11 protein-coding genes are annotated in these 16,319 nt (G+C 70.6%); 7 read left to right on the top strand and 4 right to left on the bottom strand.

Annotation, left to right across the window (positions count from 1 at the left end):
• Positions 1-143: 143 nt before the first annotated feature.
• A complete protein-coding gene (acs, locus tag JOF44_RS19785) occupies positions 144-2,123 on the bottom strand; it encodes an acetate--CoA ligase (RefSeq protein WP_209895408.1) in 1,980 nt (659 codons plus the stop codon).
• Positions 2,124-2,482: 359 nt separating this feature from the next.
• Between acs and JOF44_RS19780 the strand changes: the two genes are divergently transcribed.
• Positions 2,483-3,604 (top strand): AMP-binding protein, encoded by a 1,122-nt coding sequence (locus JOF44_RS19780; RefSeq protein ID WP_342591865.1) that lies wholly within the window; start codon positions 2,483-2,485, stop codon positions 3,602-3,604.
• On the opposite strand, the gene JOF44_RS19775 is transcribed toward JOF44_RS19780, so the two are convergent.
• Both JOF44_RS19775 and JOF44_RS19770 read right to left on the bottom strand, forming a co-directional pair.
• Positions 3,585-4,979 carry an L-serine ammonia-lyase gene (locus JOF44_RS19775; protein ID WP_209895406.1) on the bottom strand — a complete coding sequence of 465 codons (1,395 nt, stop codon included), beginning with the start codon at positions 4,977-4,979 and terminating at the stop codon, positions 3,585-3,587. The two genes, JOF44_RS19780 and JOF44_RS19775, sit on opposite strands and share 20 nt — an antisense overlap.
• Positions 4,976-6,631, bottom strand: coding sequence for a DEAD/DEAH box helicase (locus tag JOF44_RS19770; RefSeq protein ID WP_209895404.1), 1,656 nt, complete (start codon positions 6,629-6,631; stop codon positions 4,976-4,978). The genes JOF44_RS19775 and JOF44_RS19770 overlap by 4 nt, the downstream gene beginning before the upstream one ends.
• A 70-nt stretch (positions 6,632-6,701) precedes the next feature.
• On the opposite strand from JOF44_RS19770, the gene panD reads away from it, so the two are divergent.
• Positions 6,702-7,127 (top strand): aspartate 1-decarboxylase, encoded by a 426-nt coding sequence (gene panD / locus JOF44_RS19765; RefSeq protein ID WP_209895402.1) that lies wholly within the window; start codon positions 6,702-6,704, stop codon positions 7,125-7,127.
• Positions 7,128-7,242: 115 nt separating this feature from the next.
• Complete coding sequence (locus tag JOF44_RS21210; RefSeq protein ID WP_209895400.1) at positions 7,243-8,169, top strand: AEC family transporter; 927 nt, start codon at positions 7,243-7,245, stop codon at positions 8,167-8,169.
• A gap of 13 nt (positions 8,170-8,182) precedes the next feature.
• Here JOF44_RS21210 and JOF44_RS19755 read toward each other — a convergent pair whose 3' ends face one another.
• Complete coding sequence (locus tag JOF44_RS19755; RefSeq protein ID WP_342591864.1) at positions 8,183-9,418, bottom strand: ROK family transcriptional regulator; 1,236 nt, start codon at positions 9,416-9,418, stop codon at positions 8,183-8,185.
• Between the two features lie 185 nt (positions 9,419-9,603).
• Between JOF44_RS19755 and JOF44_RS19750 the strand changes: the two genes are divergently transcribed.
• The 4 genes from JOF44_RS19750 (at position 9,604) to leuS (ending at position 16,227) form a co-directional block, all read left to right on the top strand.
• Positions 9,604-10,623, top strand: a complete 1,020-nt coding sequence (locus JOF44_RS19750; protein WP_209895398.1) for a carbohydrate ABC transporter permease — start codon at positions 9,604-9,606, stop codon at positions 10,621-10,623.
• An 18-nt stretch (positions 10,624-10,641) separates the two neighbouring features.
• Entirely contained in the window at positions 10,642-11,565 is a 924-nt protein-coding gene (locus JOF44_RS19745) for a carbohydrate ABC transporter permease (protein WP_209895395.1), read from the top strand.
• Positions 11,562-12,974 (top strand): extracellular solute-binding protein, encoded by a 1,413-nt coding sequence (locus tag JOF44_RS19740; protein WP_209895393.1) that lies wholly within the window; start codon positions 11,562-11,564, stop codon positions 12,972-12,974. Before JOF44_RS19745 ends, JOF44_RS19740 begins: the two co-directional genes overlap by 4 nt.
• A gap of 268 nt (positions 12,975-13,242) precedes the next feature.
• Positions 13,243-16,227, top strand: coding sequence for a leucine--tRNA ligase (gene leuS / locus JOF44_RS19735; protein WP_209895391.1), 2,985 nt, complete (start codon positions 13,243-13,245; stop codon positions 16,225-16,227).
• The last annotated feature ends 92 nt before the right edge of the window (positions 16,228-16,319 follow it).

Below are 16,319 nucleotides of genomic sequence, written 5' to 3'. Positions count from 1 at the left end.
CGTCGGTCGCGGGCCCGCCCTCCGGACGACGACGAGGGGGCGGGGTCCCGGTCCGTGGACCGGGACCCCGCCCCCTGCGGCTGATCCGCGGCGAGCACGGCTCAGCTCCCGCCGCTCGGCTCCTGCGGAACGGCTTCAGCCGCTCAGCTCTTCGCGTTCATGCCGTCCTGGATCAGGTCCATGACCGAGGCGTCCGCGAGGGTCTGGGTGTCCCCCACCTGACGGTTCTCGGCGACGTCCCGCAGCAGCCGGCGCATGATCTTGCCGGAGCGGGTCTTGGGCAGCTCCGTGACCAGGAGGACCTTCCGGGGCTTGGCGATCGGACCGATCTCCTTGCCCACGTGGGCGCGCAGGAGCTCGGGGACCTTCTCCTCGCCGCCGGCCTCGGCGATCTCCGCCTCGTTGCCGGTGCGGAGGATGACGAAGGCGACCGGCGCCTGGCCGGTGGTCTCGTCGTTCGCGCCGACGACCGCGGCCTCGGCCACCCAGTCATTGCTGACCAGGGCGGATTCGATCTCCATGGTCGACAGCCGGTGTCCGGAGACGTTCATGACGTCGTCCACGCGGCCCAGCAGCCAGATGTCGCCGTCCTCGTCGCGCTTGGCGCCGTCCCCGGCGAAGTAGAGGCCCTGGAAGCGGGACCAGTAGGTCTCCTTGAAGCGCTCGGGATCGCCCCAGATGCCGCGGAGCATGCTCGGCCACGGCTCGTCGAGCACCAGGTAGCCGCCCTGACCGTTCTCGACCGGCCGACCGTCATCGCCCACCACGTCGGCGCCGATGCCGGGCAGCGCGACCTGTGCGGAACCGGGCTTGGTCGCGGTGATGCCGGGCAGCGGCGAGATCATGATCGCGCCGGTCTCGGTCTGCCACCAGGTGTCCACGATCGGGCAGCGGTCCCCGCCGATCACCCGGCGGTACCACATCCAGGCCTCGGGGTTGATGGCCTCGCCGACGCTGCCGAGCAGACGCAGGGAGGACAGGTCGTACTTCGCCGGGATCTCCTCGCCCCACTTCATCGCGGTGCGGATCGCCGTGGGCGAGGAGTAGAACTGGGTGACCTTGTACTTCTCGATGATCTCCCACCACCGGCCCTGATGCGGGGTGTCCGGGGTGCCCTCGTAGATCACCTGGGTGGTGCGGTTGGCCATCGGGCCGTACACGACGTAGGTGTGCCCGGTGACCCAGCCGACGTCCGCGGTGCACCAGTACACGTCGCTGGAGGGCTTGAGGTCGAAGACGTCACGATGGGTGTACGCGGCCTGGGTGAGGTACCCGCCGGTGGTGTGGATGATGCCCTTGGGCTTCCCCGTCGTGCCGGAGGTGTAGAGGATGTACAGGGGGTGCTCGGCCTCGACCCACACGGGCTCGTGCTCGCTCGAGGCGCTCTCGCGGGCCTCGTGCCACCAGACGTCGCGACCCTCGGTCCAGTCGACCTCGCCGCCGGTGCGGCGGACCACGAGGACCTTCTCGACGCTGTCGCCGCCTCCGGCGAGCGCCTCGTCGACCGCGTTCTTCAGCGGCAGCTGCTTGCCCTTGCGGTTCTGGCCGTCGGCCGTGATGACCACGCGGGCCTCGGCGTCCTCGATCCGCGAGCGCAGCGCGTCGGCGCTGAAGCCGCCGAAGACCACCGAATGCGGGGCGCCGAGACGGGCGCAGGCCAGCATCGCGAACACGGTCTCGGGGACCATCGGCATGTAGATGGCGACCCGGTCGCCGGTCTTGACCCCGAGATCGGTCAGGACGTTCGCCATCTTGCTGATCTCGTCCTTGACGTCGCCGTAGGTGAACGTCGCGTCGGAGCCGTCCTCGTACTCGGCGAACAGGGCGACCTGCTCGCCGTGCCCGGACTCGACGTGTCGGTCCACGCAGTTGTAGGCGGCGTTCAGGGTGCCGTCGGCGAACCAGCGGGCGAAGGGGGCATCCGACCAGTCGAGGGTCTCGGTGAAGGGGGTCTTCCAGCTCAGCAGGCTCGCCCGCGCTCGCCAGAAGGCCAGCCGGTCGCGCTCGGCCTCCTCGTAGAGCGAGGGGCGAGCGACCGCGTTCTGGACGAATTCGGAGGATGGGGAGAACGTGCGGGTCTCCTGCGAGAGATTCTCGATCCCGGGTGCGGCGTCGTCGGACATCACTACTCCTGCTGGGTGGGCCCCGGATCCACCAGGGCGTTGCGGACTCCCTCACCGTATCGCAGGAGACGCACGTCACGCGCATCGTCCATCGCTCGCCCTTCCCGGAGATCACCGGCGGATCGGGAGACGTGGCGGTGCACCCCGATGTCCCGTCGTGCCCGCTGTCCCCGTCGTGGTCGGTCCCGCGCCCGCGCTGGTCGGGGCGCTACCGTGAGGAGTCATGGTCCCAGAACCCGCCACCGCCCTGCGCGAGCCGGGCCGGCCCCAGCGCGCCGCCGACGAGCTCGGGGTGCGCGACGCCTCGCTCCATCCCGGCGCGTACCGCCGCGGCTCCTGGTGAGCGGGGGACGGTCGCTGTGATCCCTCTGCTGCGGACCTCCACCGCCCTGCGGGCCCGGGTCGCGCTGCGCCCCGGGCGCGTGGTGCTCACCGACCGTTTCGGGGAGCTGACGGCGGCGGAGCTGCTCGACCAGGTCCACCTCCTCGCGCACCGTCCCGATCGCGCCGCACGCCACACCCCCTCCCGGGGTCTGCGCGCCCTGGCCCCCGACGCCGCGCTGCGGCAGGTGCTGCTCACAGCGCTGTCCGGCGACGGGACCCTCGACGTGCGCACCCCTGATGCCGTCGGCGGGGCCAGCACGCTGCATCGCGGATCGCTGACGGCCACCCAGCTCGCCACCCTGGCGGATCTCGCGCGACGCATCGGGCTGCGGCCCGGCCGACGGCTGGCCAGCGCCGCTCCGGGCGTGCACCTGCACGGTCTGCTGGTGGCCCTCGGGGCGCTCGCGCTGGGGGCGCCGCTGGTGGACCTCTCCCACCTGTCGGCGGCCCGGCGGATCGCCCTGCTGCACCGCGCACCCCCGGCGCTGCTGACCGGGGTGCCCGTGCACCTGGAGGACCTCCTGCACGCGGACCGGGAGTTCGGGGGCCGCCGACCGCTGCGGATCCCCCGCATCATCTCCGGCACGGACCAGCTCCCCGAGTCCTTGCGGGCGGACCTCGCCCGGCACTTCGCCGGGCGGGTCCACGACGTCTACGGCACCACCGCGACCGGGCCCCTGACCGTCGACGGCAGACCGCTGCGCGGCGTCCGCCTGCGGGCACAGGACGGGCTGCTGCGGGCCCGGACCCCGTTCACCCGGGGCCGCACGCTGATCATCGACCAGGGCCGGATCGAGCCCGACGGAACGGTCCGGGTGACCGATCGGGCGGACGGGGCCGCCTCCCCGGGCGGGATGCTCCCCGATCCCGCTGCCGTGGCCCGGCTGCTGCGGGCCCAGCGCGGCATCGCCGCCGTGCAGCTGCGGATGGTCCCCGGGGAGCGGGCGGGCTCCCGCACGATCGCCGAGGTGACCCTCGCACCCGGGATGCCGAGCGGCCTCGCTCCGGGCCCGGAGGAGCTGCGCGCCCTGGTGCGCGATCAGCTCGGCGCGGACTCGGTGCCGGGCGAGGTGCGTCTCAGCAGTCCGGGACGCTGACCGGGACCGCGGTGACGGCGAGCCCGCCCATCGCGGTCTCCTTGTAGCGCTCGCTCATGTCGGCGCCGGTCTGGCGCATGGTCTCGATGACCGTGTCCAGGGAGACGAAGTGCTCCCCGGTCCCGCGCAGCGCGAAGCGGGCCGCGGTGATCGCCTTGACCGCAGCCATGGCATTGCGCTCGATGCACGGCACCTGGACCAGACCGCCCACCGGATCGCAGGTCAGGCCCAGGTTGTGCTCCATCGCGATCTCGGCGGCGTTCTCCACCTGTGCCGGCTTGCCGCCCATCGCCTCGCACAGCGCGGCCGCGGCCATCGAGCAGGCCGAGCCGACCTCGCCCTGGCAGCCGACCTCCGCGCCGGAGATCGAGGCGTGCTCCTTGTACAGCGACCCGATCGCCCCGGCCGTCAGCAGGAAGCGCACCGCGATCTCGTCGGGATCGACGCCCTCGATGTAGGTGGTGGCGAAGTGGAGCACCGCGGGGACGATGCCCGCCGCCCCGTTGGTGGGCGCGGTGACGACCCGACCGCCGGCGGCGTTCTCCTCGTTGACGGCCAGCGCCGCCAGCGAGACCCATTCGAAGGCGTTCATGGGCAGGCGGACCGGGTCCTCGGCGCTCAGCGCGTCGTGCCAGGAGGACGCCCGGCGCTTGACCTCCAGGCCGCCGGGCAGCACCCCGGGGGTGCGGATGCCGCGGTCGATGCAGTCGCTCATGGTGTGCCAGATCGCGAGGGCGGCGACGCGGATCTCCTCGTCGCTGCGCCATTGCCGCTCCCGCAGCAGCATCGCCTCGGAGACGGAGATGCCGCGGTCCTCGCACACCCGCAGCAGCTCGTCACCGGTGGTGAAGACGGCCTGACCCTGGCCCTCGGCCGCGACCTCGGCGATGGACTGGTCCATGTCGGCCTCGTCGACCACGAAGCCGCCGCCGACGGAGAACATCGTCCGACGCAGCACCTCCTCGCCGTGGACGTCCAGGGCCACGAAGGTCATGCCGTTGGAGTGCTGGGGCAGGACGGTGAGCGGGTGCAGGGCGATCGTCGAGGGGCGCAGACCCACCTCGAGCGTCCCGCTGAGCAGCAGCCCGCCGTCGGCCTCGATCCGTGCCACCCGCTCGCGCCCGGCGATCGGGTCGACGTCCTCGGGGTCGGCGCCCTCGAGCCCCATCACCACGGCGTCCAGGGTGCCGTGCCCCTCGCCGGTGGCGGCGAGGGAGCCGTACAGGTGCACCGCGACATCGGCGACCTGCGGTCCGGACCGCTCGTCCTCGAGGACCTCGCGGGCGAACTGCGCGGCGGCGCGCATCGGGCCGACGGTGTGCGAGCTGGAGGGGCCGATGCCGATCTTGAACATGTCGAAGGTGCTGATGCTCATCGGGAACCTCCTCGGCGTCCGCCGCGTCCCGGCGGGGCGGAACCACCGCGGCGACCGCCGGCGGCGCCACGGCCACCGCCGGATCCCCGCCCGCCGGCGGCCGGCCGGCCGCCTGCGCCGCCCTTGCCGCCCTTGCCGCCTGCGTCGCGCTTGCCGCCCGGGGCCTTGCCGTCGCCGCGCGGGCCGGCACCGGACCGTGCGGCGGCGCTCTTGCCGGAACGAGTTTTCCCGGACCCGGCCCCGCCGCCGCTCGGCCCGCCACGGCGGGGCCCCGCCCCACCGCGCCCGGGGCGCGCGCCCCGGGGATCGGGCTCGGAAGCCTCCTCCCAGGAGGCCCTGCGCTCCTCGTTGGCGCGGCGCTCGTCGGCGCGGCGCGCATCCGCCCCGCCGCGGCGGGTGAGGTCCAGCTTGCGCGGAGCGCCCTTGTACTTCACCAGGGTCGGGTCCTCGGCGGGCTCCCCCGCCGGGGCGCGGCCGCCGAGCTCATCGAGCGCCGGCTCCTCGGCCGCGGCGACGTCGGCCCAGCCGGCCTCGACCCCGGCCTCGCCGACGACGCGGCGGGTCCGGGAGACCTGATGCGGCAGGGCGAGGGTGACCACGACGCCGGCGGCGCCCGCGCGGGCCGTGCGGCCGGAGCGGTGGACGTACTCCTTGACGTCGTCCGAGGGGTCGACGTGGATGACCATGCCGATGTCGTCGATGTGCAGGCCGCGGGCGGCGACGTCGGTCGCGACCAGCACCGGGAAGGCGCCCTGCCGGAACCCGGCGAGCACGTTCGTGCGCAGTCCCTGCTGCTTGTTCCCGTGCAGGGCCGCCGCCGGCACCCCGACCTCCACCAGCTCCTGGGCGACCCGTTCGGCCCCGAGCTGGGTCCGGGTGAACAGCAGGGTGCGTCCCTCCCGCGCGGCCAGCTGCGCCGTGACCTCCCGCTTCGCGGAGGGCTCGATGGCGAGCACGTGGTGGTCCATCGAGGTCACCGCCGCGGCGACGGGGGTGGTCTCGTGGCTGACGGGGTCGACCAGGAAGGCGTCGACGATCTCCTCGACCTGCCCGTCGAGGGTGGCCGAGAAGAGCATCTTCTGCGTCCCCATCGGGATGGCGGCCAGGATGTCGCGCACATCGGGCAGGAACCCGAGATCGGCCATGTGATCGGCCTCGTCGATGACGGTGGTCTCCACCAGGTCCAGCTGCAGGGCGCCGCGCTCGGCCAGATCGATCAGACGGCCCGGGGTGGCGACGATGATCTCCACGCCGCGGGCGACGGCATCGGCCTGCTTCTCGATGTTCATGCCGCCGGAGACCAGCTGTGCCCTGATCCCGACCGCGCGGGCGAAGGGGTGGATGGTGTCGACGACCTGGACGGCGAGCTCGCGCGTGGGCACCAGCACGACGCCGAGGGGGCGCTTGCGGTGCACCTTGCGCCCCCGGAAGCGCGAGGTCATCGCGAGCGTGAAGGCGAGGGTCTTGCCGGATCCGGTCTCGGCGCGGGCCAGCACATCGCGTCCGGCGAGCGCGTCGGGCAGGATCGCGGACTGGATGTCGAAGGCACGTGCGAGCCCCTGCTCGGCGAGGACGCCGAGCAGCTCATCGGGCAGTGCCATGTCCTCGAACCGCTCCGAGCTGTGGGCGGAGCGGCGACGGGCCTTGGGCATGGTGATCCTCCTGACGATGCGGACCCGCCCATCATCGCTCATATGCAGGACGTGGGAGAATGGCAGGACGATGTTGCGCACTCTCATGACTTCGAAGATCCACCGGGCCACGGTCACGCAGGCGGACCTGCATTACGTGGGCTCGGTGACGATCGACCCCGAACTCACGGAGGCCGCAGGGCTGGTCGAGAACGAACAGGTCTCGATCGTCGACATCACCAATGGTCAGCGCCTGGTCACCTATGTGATCGAGGGGACGCGCGGAAGCGGCGTCATCGGGATCAACGGTGCCGCGGCGCACCTGGTCGCCCCCGGCGACCTCGTGATCATCATGGCCTACGGGCAGCTGGACGAGAGCGAGATCTCCACCCATCGCCCCCGCGTGGTCCACGTCGACGAGAGCAATCGCATCGTCGCGCTCGGGGCCGACGGCGCCGAACCGGTGCCGGGCATGCCCGATCAGTTCTGCGGGCGCACCTCCGGCGGGATCCGCTGAGGCCCACGCCCCGCCCGTCGGGCCCCTGCCCGGCAACCCATGGACATCGGAAGCCCCTTTCCCGCGCGGCGGATAGGATCCCGCCCGTGATACGTCCTCGTCCCAGCCGCCTGCCGTGACCGGGGTCCTATCCGGCTTCTTCATCGTCTGGGCGCTCATCGCCGTGGGCTGGGTGGCCGGCCGCGTCGGCGTCCTCGGCCCGCACGGTCGGTACGTCCTGAACCGGGCGACGTTCTTCATCGCTTCCCCCGCCCTGGTGCTCATCGGACTGCTGGGGTCCGACATCGGCGAGGTGCTCTCGATCCCCATGGCGGTGGCCGCCGTCTCGGGCCTCGCCACCGGTGGCCTGCTGATGCTCGTGCTGCGCGTGTTCACGGGGCGTCGCGGCACCGAGCTGCTGATCGCCGCGATCAGCGGCTCCGTCGTCAACGCCGCGAACATGGGCTTCCCCATCGCCGCCTACGTGCTGGGGGACATCTCCCACGCGCTGCCCGTGATCCTGTTCCAGATGGCCCTGTACAACCCCCTGTACCTGTTCATCCTGCATCAGAGCACCGAGGAGGAGTCGATGGGCCTGGCCGGGGTGGCCCGCACCATCGGCGCGAACCCGACCATCGTGGCCGCGGCCGTCGGGCTCGTCCTCACGGTGATCGGGGTGCAGATCCCCGAGGTTGCCCTGGAACCCGTGCGCTCGCTGGCCGACATGGCGATCCCCGCGATGCTGCTGGCCTACGGACTGTCCCTGCACGGCTCCCGGCCGCTGGCGAAGGACGACGGGTACCGCGGTCTGATCGCTCTGGCGGCGAGCGCGAAGCTGCTGGCGATGCCGCTGATCGCCCTCGGGGTGGGTCTGCTGTTCGGGCTGACGGGGCACTCTCTGTACGAGGTGGTGGTGATGGCGGCCCTGCCCACCGCCCAGAACGTCTATGTGGCGGCGGCCCGGTACCGTGCCGCGGAGAACCTCGCCCGCGACACGGTGCTGATCACCACCATCGGGACCGTGGTGGTGCTGCTGCTGATCTCCGGAGTGCTGGGGGTCTGAGGCCCACCTCGTGCTACGTCCCCACCGGCGCCCCGGTGCCGGGCGCGAGCTCCTGCTCGAGGAAGAGGCTCGCCGCGCCGATGGCCCCGACGTCATCGCCCAGATGTGAGGACTCCAGCACGCCCGCGGTGTCTTCCAGCCAGTCCCCGAGCACCCGGCGCACCTCCGCCTCGCCGACGTCGCGCAGTGCGGGCCAGGTGGGCCCGCCGATGATGATCCGCTGCGGATCATGCACCCCGGCCAGGATCAGAATCGCCTCTCCGAGCGCACTCGCATGGGAGCCGATGATCGCCCGCGCCGCCTCGGAGCCGTCCGCCGCGGCGGTCGCAAGGGCGTGGAGCGCCGCCGTCGTCCCCACCTTCCCCGACATCGCGATCCCTGCCTCGCGGGCGGCGGCGACCAGGACGTGCGCATCGGTGTACAGGCTCTGGCACCCGTGACGGCCGCAGCTGCAGATCCGATCGGCCCGGCCGATGGGCAGGTGGCCGATCTCCCCCGCCTGGGTGCTGCCGCCGCGGTGGACCCGGCCTCCTCCGCTGACCGCCGATCCCACCCCGTGCCCGACGTACAGGTACAGGATCGTCTGCGCGGCATCGAGGTGCCGCGTCCAGATCTCCCCGGTCAGCGCGGCGTTGGTGTCCTTGTCCAGCGTCGCGGGCAATCCGGTGACGGCGCTGAGCGCATCGACCACCGGCACGTCCCGCCACCCCGGGATCCACGGGGGATTGCGCAGGATCCCGGCGTCGGCGTCGAGTCCCGCCGGGGCCGCGATCCCGATCCCCAGCAGGCGACGATGGGTCGACAGCACTGCCTCCCCCTCCCCCGGCACCGGTCCGCTCGCCCCCAGCGAGCGGCTCAGCTCCGCGATCGCCCCGGCGACCCGTTCGAGATCCGCGCGCGGATCCTCCGTCGGCGGCGCGAGCGTCGTGCGAGCCACCGGGCGCGCTGCGAGATCGCAGATCACCACGGCGATGTGCGCCGGGTCCAGATGCACGCCGATGGCGAGCCGGGCGTCGGCGACCACCCGTAGCAGCGTGTGCGGCTTGCCGGGCCCGGAGATCCGCGTGCCCGCCTGCTCCACCAGCCCGTCGGCCAGCAGGCGCCGGGCGATCAGCGAGACCGCCTGGCGGGAGAGCTGGCTGCGCCGGACCACCTCCGCCTGACCGATCCCGTCCGGGGCGCTGCGGATCGTCTGCAGGACGAGCTTCTCGTTGAACGCGCCGATGTCCGTCATCGATGAGCCGCGCACGGGGCCTCCCTCCGACCGCCGACGCGAGTGCTTAAGCGGTTATTGCATATGTCCATCGGTGTGAGTAACCTACCTCACACGGGACGACGCGGCCCCTTCTCCCCACGGATCCGCGAGGCACCGACGCCTACTGCTCCCGCTTCACCGCACCGAGGGCGGCGCGGTACGTACCCGAAGGGAGAGCGATGAGCGCCAGCAACGCCGTCGCGGCGGACACCCCCCGAACCGGAACATCCGGCTCCGCCGCTGACCTCACTGCGCGCAGCGGGCCAGGGGCCCGTGACGGCACGACGGGAGGGAGATCGGGCAAGCGGAAGCTCACCGGGCGGGAGAAGCGCAACCTCCGGGTGGGCCTGCTGTTCATCTCGCCCTGGATCATCGGGGTCGCGGTCTTCGTGGTCTACCCGCTGGTCTACTCCTTCGTGATCAGCCTGACCCAGTACTCGGGCATGCAGTCCCCGACGTTCATCGGGTTCCAGAACTACATCGCGGCCTTCGTCGATCCGCTGCTGCATACCGCAGTGGGCAACACCGTCTACTACATGCTCCTCGCGGTCCCGATCGGGCTCGTGGTGGCACTGCTGCTGGCCCTGGCGATGAACCGCAACGTCCGCGAGGTCGCGCTCTACCGGACGCTGCTGTACCTGCCCTCGCTGATCCCGATGTTCGCGCTGTCGTTCATCTTCATCGTGTTCGTCAATCCCCAGTACGGCATCGTCAACCAGTTCCTGGGACTGTTCGGGATGCCGGCCACGAACCTGCTGGGCGATCCCCGCTACGCGAAGATCGTCATGATCGTGATGGCCCAGCTCGGCGCCGGCAATGCGGCCCTGATCTATCTCGCCGGCCTGCGGAACATCCCGGAGACCCTCTACGAGGCCGCCCGGATCGACGGCGCGAGCCGTTTCCGTCAGTTCTTCGCGATCACCGTCCCGCTGCTGACTCCCACGATCCTGTTCAACCTGATCACGGGAGTCTCCGGCGCCATGATGGTGTTCACCGAGGCGTTCATCATGACCGACGGCGGTCCGGACAACTCGACCCTGTTCTACATGCTGTACCTCTGGCGCAACGCCTTCTCCTACGGGCAGCTCGGCTTCGCCTCGGCTCTGGCAGTGCTGCTGTTCCTGTTCGGCATGCTGCTGGCCGGACTCATCTACTGGCTCTCGCGCCGGTTCGTGAACTACGACGTGTCGGCCGGCTGAGGAACTGAGGTAGAAACCATGGCTCTCAATACACTCGACTCCGGGACGAAGAATCTCGGCAATGCGCCGAAGCTGAAGTCCCGCTCCAACTACGGGCGCAATGCCGACGGCTCGCGTCCCACAGCGGTCAGCGCGTGGATCTCACGCCTGGTCATGCTCGTGGTCCTGGTCCTGTTCTCCCTGCCCGTGTACTGGATGATCATCTCCGCGCTGAAGACGCCGGAGGAGCTCGCCCAGTTCCCGCCCACGCTGTTCCCGACGGAGCTGCGCTGGGAGAACTTCTCGGACGCGGTCACCGTGATGCCGTTCTGGACCTTCTTCCGCAACAGCGCGATCATCACGATCAGCGTGGTTGTGTTCAGCGTGATCTCGAACTTCATCGTGGCGTACGGCTTCGCCTGCATCGAATGGCCCGGTCGCAACAAGGTGTTCTTCATCGTGCTGGCCACCCTGTTCCTGCCGTTCCCGGTGACCCTGATCCCGATGTTCGACATGTGGGCGGGCCTCGGGTTCGTCAACACCTGGGTCCCGCTGATCGCCCCGGCGCTGTTCGCGGGCGGGTTCTTCACCTTCCTGCTGCGCCAGTTCATGCTGCAGACCCCACGCGACATGCTCGACGCCGCCCGGGTCGACGGGGCCAGCGAATGGTCCATCGCCTGGCGCATCGTGTTCCCGACCGCCCGCCCCGCCGTCACGGTGATCGCGATCTTCGCGGCGGTCGGCACGTGGAACGACTTCATGGGACCCCTGATCTACCTGCAGGACGAGGACAAGCAGACGCTGTCCATCGGTATGGAGGTCTTCCGCTCCGTGAACTCCCAGGACGTCCAGTTCAACCTGCTCATGGCGGCCTCGTTCCTCGTGCTGCTCCCCCTGGTGATCCTGTTCTTCATCTTCCAGCGCTACTTCGTCAGCGGCATCACCCTCGGAGGTTTCAAGTGATCGATCGTCGAACCCTGCTGCGCGCCCTCGGCGCCGGCGCCAGCGTCACCTTCGCCGGCGGCTCGATCGTCGGCTGCACCAACCGTCCCGTCGGCGAGAACCGTGACCCGAACACGGTGCGCGTCTGGGGCATCTGGGCCTCGGACCAGGAGAAGGAGATGCAGGTCATCGAGGCCTTCTCCGAGCAGAACCCCGATGTCAAGATCGAGGTCTCGCAGGTGCCCTCCAACGGCCAGGGCGATGCCTCCAGCGTGATCACGGCAGTCCGCGGCCGCACCGGCCCGGACATCTACTTCATGGACCGGTTCAACGGCGCACAGTTCGCCTCCCTCGGTCTGCTCGAACCCATCGACGGCCTCATCGAGGAGCACGAGGACGTCAGCGTCGAGGAGTTCATGGCCGGATGGGTCAAGTTCGCCACCGACGAGCTGTACTACGACGGTCAGTACTACGGGCTGCCGATGGACACCGACACCCGCGGGATGTACGTGAACCTGGGGCTGGCCGACGAGGCCGGCATCGACCGATCCCTGCTGGACCCGGCCAACGGGCCGATGTCCTACGAACAGCTCTGGGAGATCAACGACGCGTTCAACGTGCAGGACGACAGCGGCACCTACGAGAAGGTGACCTGGATCCCCTGGGACGACCAGGCCTCTCTGCTGATGTGGGCGATGGCCAACGGCGTCACGTTCTTCTCCAACGAGACCTGCCATACGCTGCTGGACTCCCCGGAGATGCTGGCCGTGGCCGAGATGTACGCCGGCTGGATCGAGCGATTGGACTTCGCCCGGCTGGACGCCTTCAAGGCGACCTACCAGCCGCCGAACGCCCCGCCGACGCAGACCTCCTTCTTCTCGGACCGGCAGCTGTTCCAGATCACCGGGCCCTGGGGCGTCCAGTCCCAGGCGGACTACAAGCCCGACATGGAGTACACGGTCACCCACCTTCCGGTGCCGGAGGAGGGCGACGAGCCCTTCACCTGGGCGGGCGGCTTCGCCCTGACGATGCCGAAGGGCGCGAGCATGTCCAAGGCCGCCTGGGACTTCTTCACGTTCTACGCGGGCTACGAGGGCCAGAAGATCCTCATGCCGCAGATCAGCCGTATCCCCACCAACATCGAGACCATCGAGGATCCCAAGGGCTGGGATCGGGACATCAAGTTCTTCGTGGAGCTGCTGGGCGTGGCCAAGTCCCGTCCCCCGCTGCCGGTCGGGACGAAGCTGTGGGACGCCATGATGACCATGCAGGGCAGCCTCAACCAGGCCTCGGACACCCCCGAGAACCTGGTCACGGAGGCCCAGCAGTACGTGGACCCCACGATGCAGCAGTTCTGTCCGGTCACGCTCCCCGAGGGCTTCGGTGAGCCGGATCCGCACTTCCCCGTCGAGGACGTTCCCGGCGCCTGAGCGCCCGACGCCCCGCCCTGACCCCGCGCTCCCGGCCGGCCCTCCTTCGGGCCGCACCGGGGGCGCGGTAGGATGCGGACGTGACTGGACGGCTGCTGCTTACGCAGCCGCATCGGACAAGGCCTGCGCCGACCCTGCGCTCCTGAAGCGCCTGCGGTGCGCACGTGTGGGCACCGGTGCGGCTCCCCTCGCATGCGCGAGGGTTTTTTCATGTCACGAGACGCCTGGCGGCATCCGCCGCACTGATCCTTCGGAGGACGATTCACCCATGAGCGAGGCCCCGCACCGTTACACCGCCGCGGTGGCGGACGAGATCGAACGCCGCTGGCAGCAGCGCTGGGACGAGGACGGCACCTTCTACGCCGACAACCCGGTCGGTGCGCTGCGCGGCTCGGCCGAGTCGCTCGAGCAGGCCGCTTCCGCGACGCCGCCTGAGAAGATGTACATCATGGACATGTTCCCCTACCCCTCGGGGGCGGGGCTGCACGTGGGCCACCCGCTGGGCTACATCGCGACCGACGTGGTCGCCCGCCACCAGCGCATGCTGGGCAAGAACGTGCTGTACACGATGGGGTACGACGCCTTCGGCCTGCCCGCCGAGCAGTACGCGGTCCAGACCGGGACCCACCCGCGCACCACCACCGAGGCCAACGTGGCGACCATGCGCCGCCAGCTGCACCGCCTGGGCCTCTCGCACGATCCGCGGCGTTCGCTGGCGACCACGGATCCGCAGTTCGTGAAGTGGACCCAGTGGATCTTCCTGCAGATCTTCGACTCCTGGTACGACCCCGAGGCGCCGAACGCCGATGGCATCACCGGTCGCGCTCGTCCGATCGCCGAACTGCGCGAGGAGCTGCGCACCGGCCGGGTCGACCCCTTCGCCTTGGCCGAGCGCCAGAGCGTCGAGCTCCCCGAGGCCTGGTCAGCCCGCTCGGCCGCGGACGTTCCCGGGGCCTCCGCGACGGAGATCGAGGAGCTGGCCCATTCCTTCCGCCTGGCCTACATCTCCGAGACCCCGGTGAACTGGTGCCCCGGCCTGGGCACCGTGCTGGCCAACGAGGAGGTCACCGCCGACGGGCGCTCCGAACGCGGCAACTTCCCCGTCTTCCGCAGCCGCCTGCGCCAGTGGAACATGCGCATCACCGCCTACGGCGACCGACTGATCGACGATCTGGAGCGGGTGGACTGGCCGGAGTCGATCCGCACGATGCAGCGCAACTGGATCGGCCGCAGCCACGGCGCGCAGATCACCTTCGACGTCCTCGGGCTGGAGGGCACCGGGCCGGCAGATGCCGCGCAGGATGCTCCGGGCACGGCGGGCGCGGGGCCGGCGAGCTTCGACGTCTTCACCACCCGCGCGGACACCCTGTTCGGGGCGACCTTCTGCGTGCTGTCCCCGGAGCATGCGCTGCTGTCGGACCCCTCGGCCCTGCCGTCGCAGTGGCCCGAGGGCACCCTCGCGGCGTGGACGGGCGGTGCGGCGACCCCGCACGAGGCCGTCGAGGCCTACGGGGTGCGCGCCGCCTCCCTGGGCGAGGAGGAGCGCACGGCCGAGGGGCGCGAGAAGACCGGGGTGTTCACCGGCCTGTTCGCGAAGAACCCGATGGACGGCCGCGAGCTGCCGGTGTTCACCGCGGACTACGTGCTGACCGGGTACGGCACCGGCGCCATCATGGCGGTCCCGGCCGAGGACCCACGTGACTTCGAGTTCGCGACGACGTTCGAGCTGCCCGTGATCCGCACCGTGCGCCCGCCGGACGACTTCGACGGCGGCGCCTGGACCGGGGACGGCGAGAAGATCAACTCCGCCGGCGCCGAGCTGGATCTGAACGGTCTGGACCCGGACGAGGCGAAGGATCGCGCCACTCGGTATGCGCAGGAGAAGGGCTTCGGCCGGGCCCGGACCACGTACCGCCTGCGGGATTGGCTGTTCTCCCGCCAGCGCTACTGGGGTGAGCCGTTCCCGATCGTCTACGATCCCGAGCGCCCTGAGGTGCCGATCGCGCTGCCGGAGTCGATGCTGCCGCTGGATCTGCCGGAGGTCGCGGACTTCTCCCCCAAGACCTTCGACCCGATGGACGCCGACTCCGTGCCGCAGACCCCGCTGTCGCGGGCGACCGAGTGGGCCGAGGTCGAGCTGGACCTGGGCGAGGGGCCGAAGACGTACCTGCGCGAGACGAACACGATGCCGCAGTGGGCGGGTTCGTCCTGGTATCACCTGCGCTACATCGACCCCACCGAGGACGACGTCCTGGTGCGGGCCGAGAACGAGCAGTACTGGCTGGGCCCGCGCGAGGACGGGGGCGTCGGCGGTGTGGACCTCTACGTCGGCGGGCAGGAGCACGCGGTGCTGCATCTGCTGTACGCACGCTTCTGGCACAAGGTGCTGTTCGATCGCGGCGTGGTCTCCAGCCAGGAGCCGTACCACCGCCTGTTCAATCAGGGGTACATCCAGGCCTACGCCTATACCGACTCCCGCGGCGTCTATGTCCCGGCGGAAGAGGTCGTGGCCGAGGACGACGGCACGTACACCTACCAGGGACAGCCCGTCACCCAGGAGTACGGGAAGATGGGCAAGTCGCTGAAGAACGCTGTCGCCCCGGACGACATGTACGAGGAGTTCGGCGCGGACACCCTGCGGGTGTACGAGATGTCGATGGGCCCGCTGGACCTCTCGCGGCCCTGGGAGACCCGGGCCGTGGTCGGCTCCCAGCGGTTCCTGCAGCGGCTGTGGCGCCTTGTCGTCGACGAGGAGACCGGCGAGCTGGTCGTCTCCGACGAGCCTGCGGATCTGGCCACGAAGCAGGCCACGCACCGCACGATCGAGGGCGTCGACCGGGACATGTCCCAGATGCACGTCAACACGGCGATCGCGAAGCTGATCGAGCTGGTCAACCATCTGACCAAGCTCGGATCCTCCCCGCGCGAGGCCGTCGAGCCACTGGTGCTGATGGTCTCGCCGATGGCCCCGCACCTGGCCGAGGAGCTGTGGTCGCGGTTGGGGCACGAGGGCTCCATCTCGCGCGTCGCCTACCCGGTCGCCGATCCCGAGCTCGTCAAGGCCGACGCCGTCACCTGCGTCATCCAGGTCAAGGGGAAGGTGCGCCACCGGATCGAGGTGGACCCGGAGATCTCCGAGAGCGACCTGGAGGCGCGGGTCATGGCCGAGGAGCGGGTCCAGGAGCTGCTCGAGGGCCAGAGCATCCGCAAGGTCATCGTGCGGGCCCCGAAGATCGTGAACATCGTGGTCTGAGCTCGCACCGGACCCTGTCGAGCGGCCCCGGGACCACGGTGGTCCCGGGGGCCGCTCCGTCGTCGTCCCGGGACGCTCCGTCGTCGTCCCCG

This window comes from Brachybacterium fresconis (assembly GCF_017876515.1).
Classification (GTDB): domain Bacteria; phylum Actinomycetota; class Actinomycetes; order Actinomycetales; family Dermabacteraceae; genus Brachybacterium; species Brachybacterium fresconis.
This window is presented reverse-complemented; position numbering and strand designations above follow the sequence as displayed.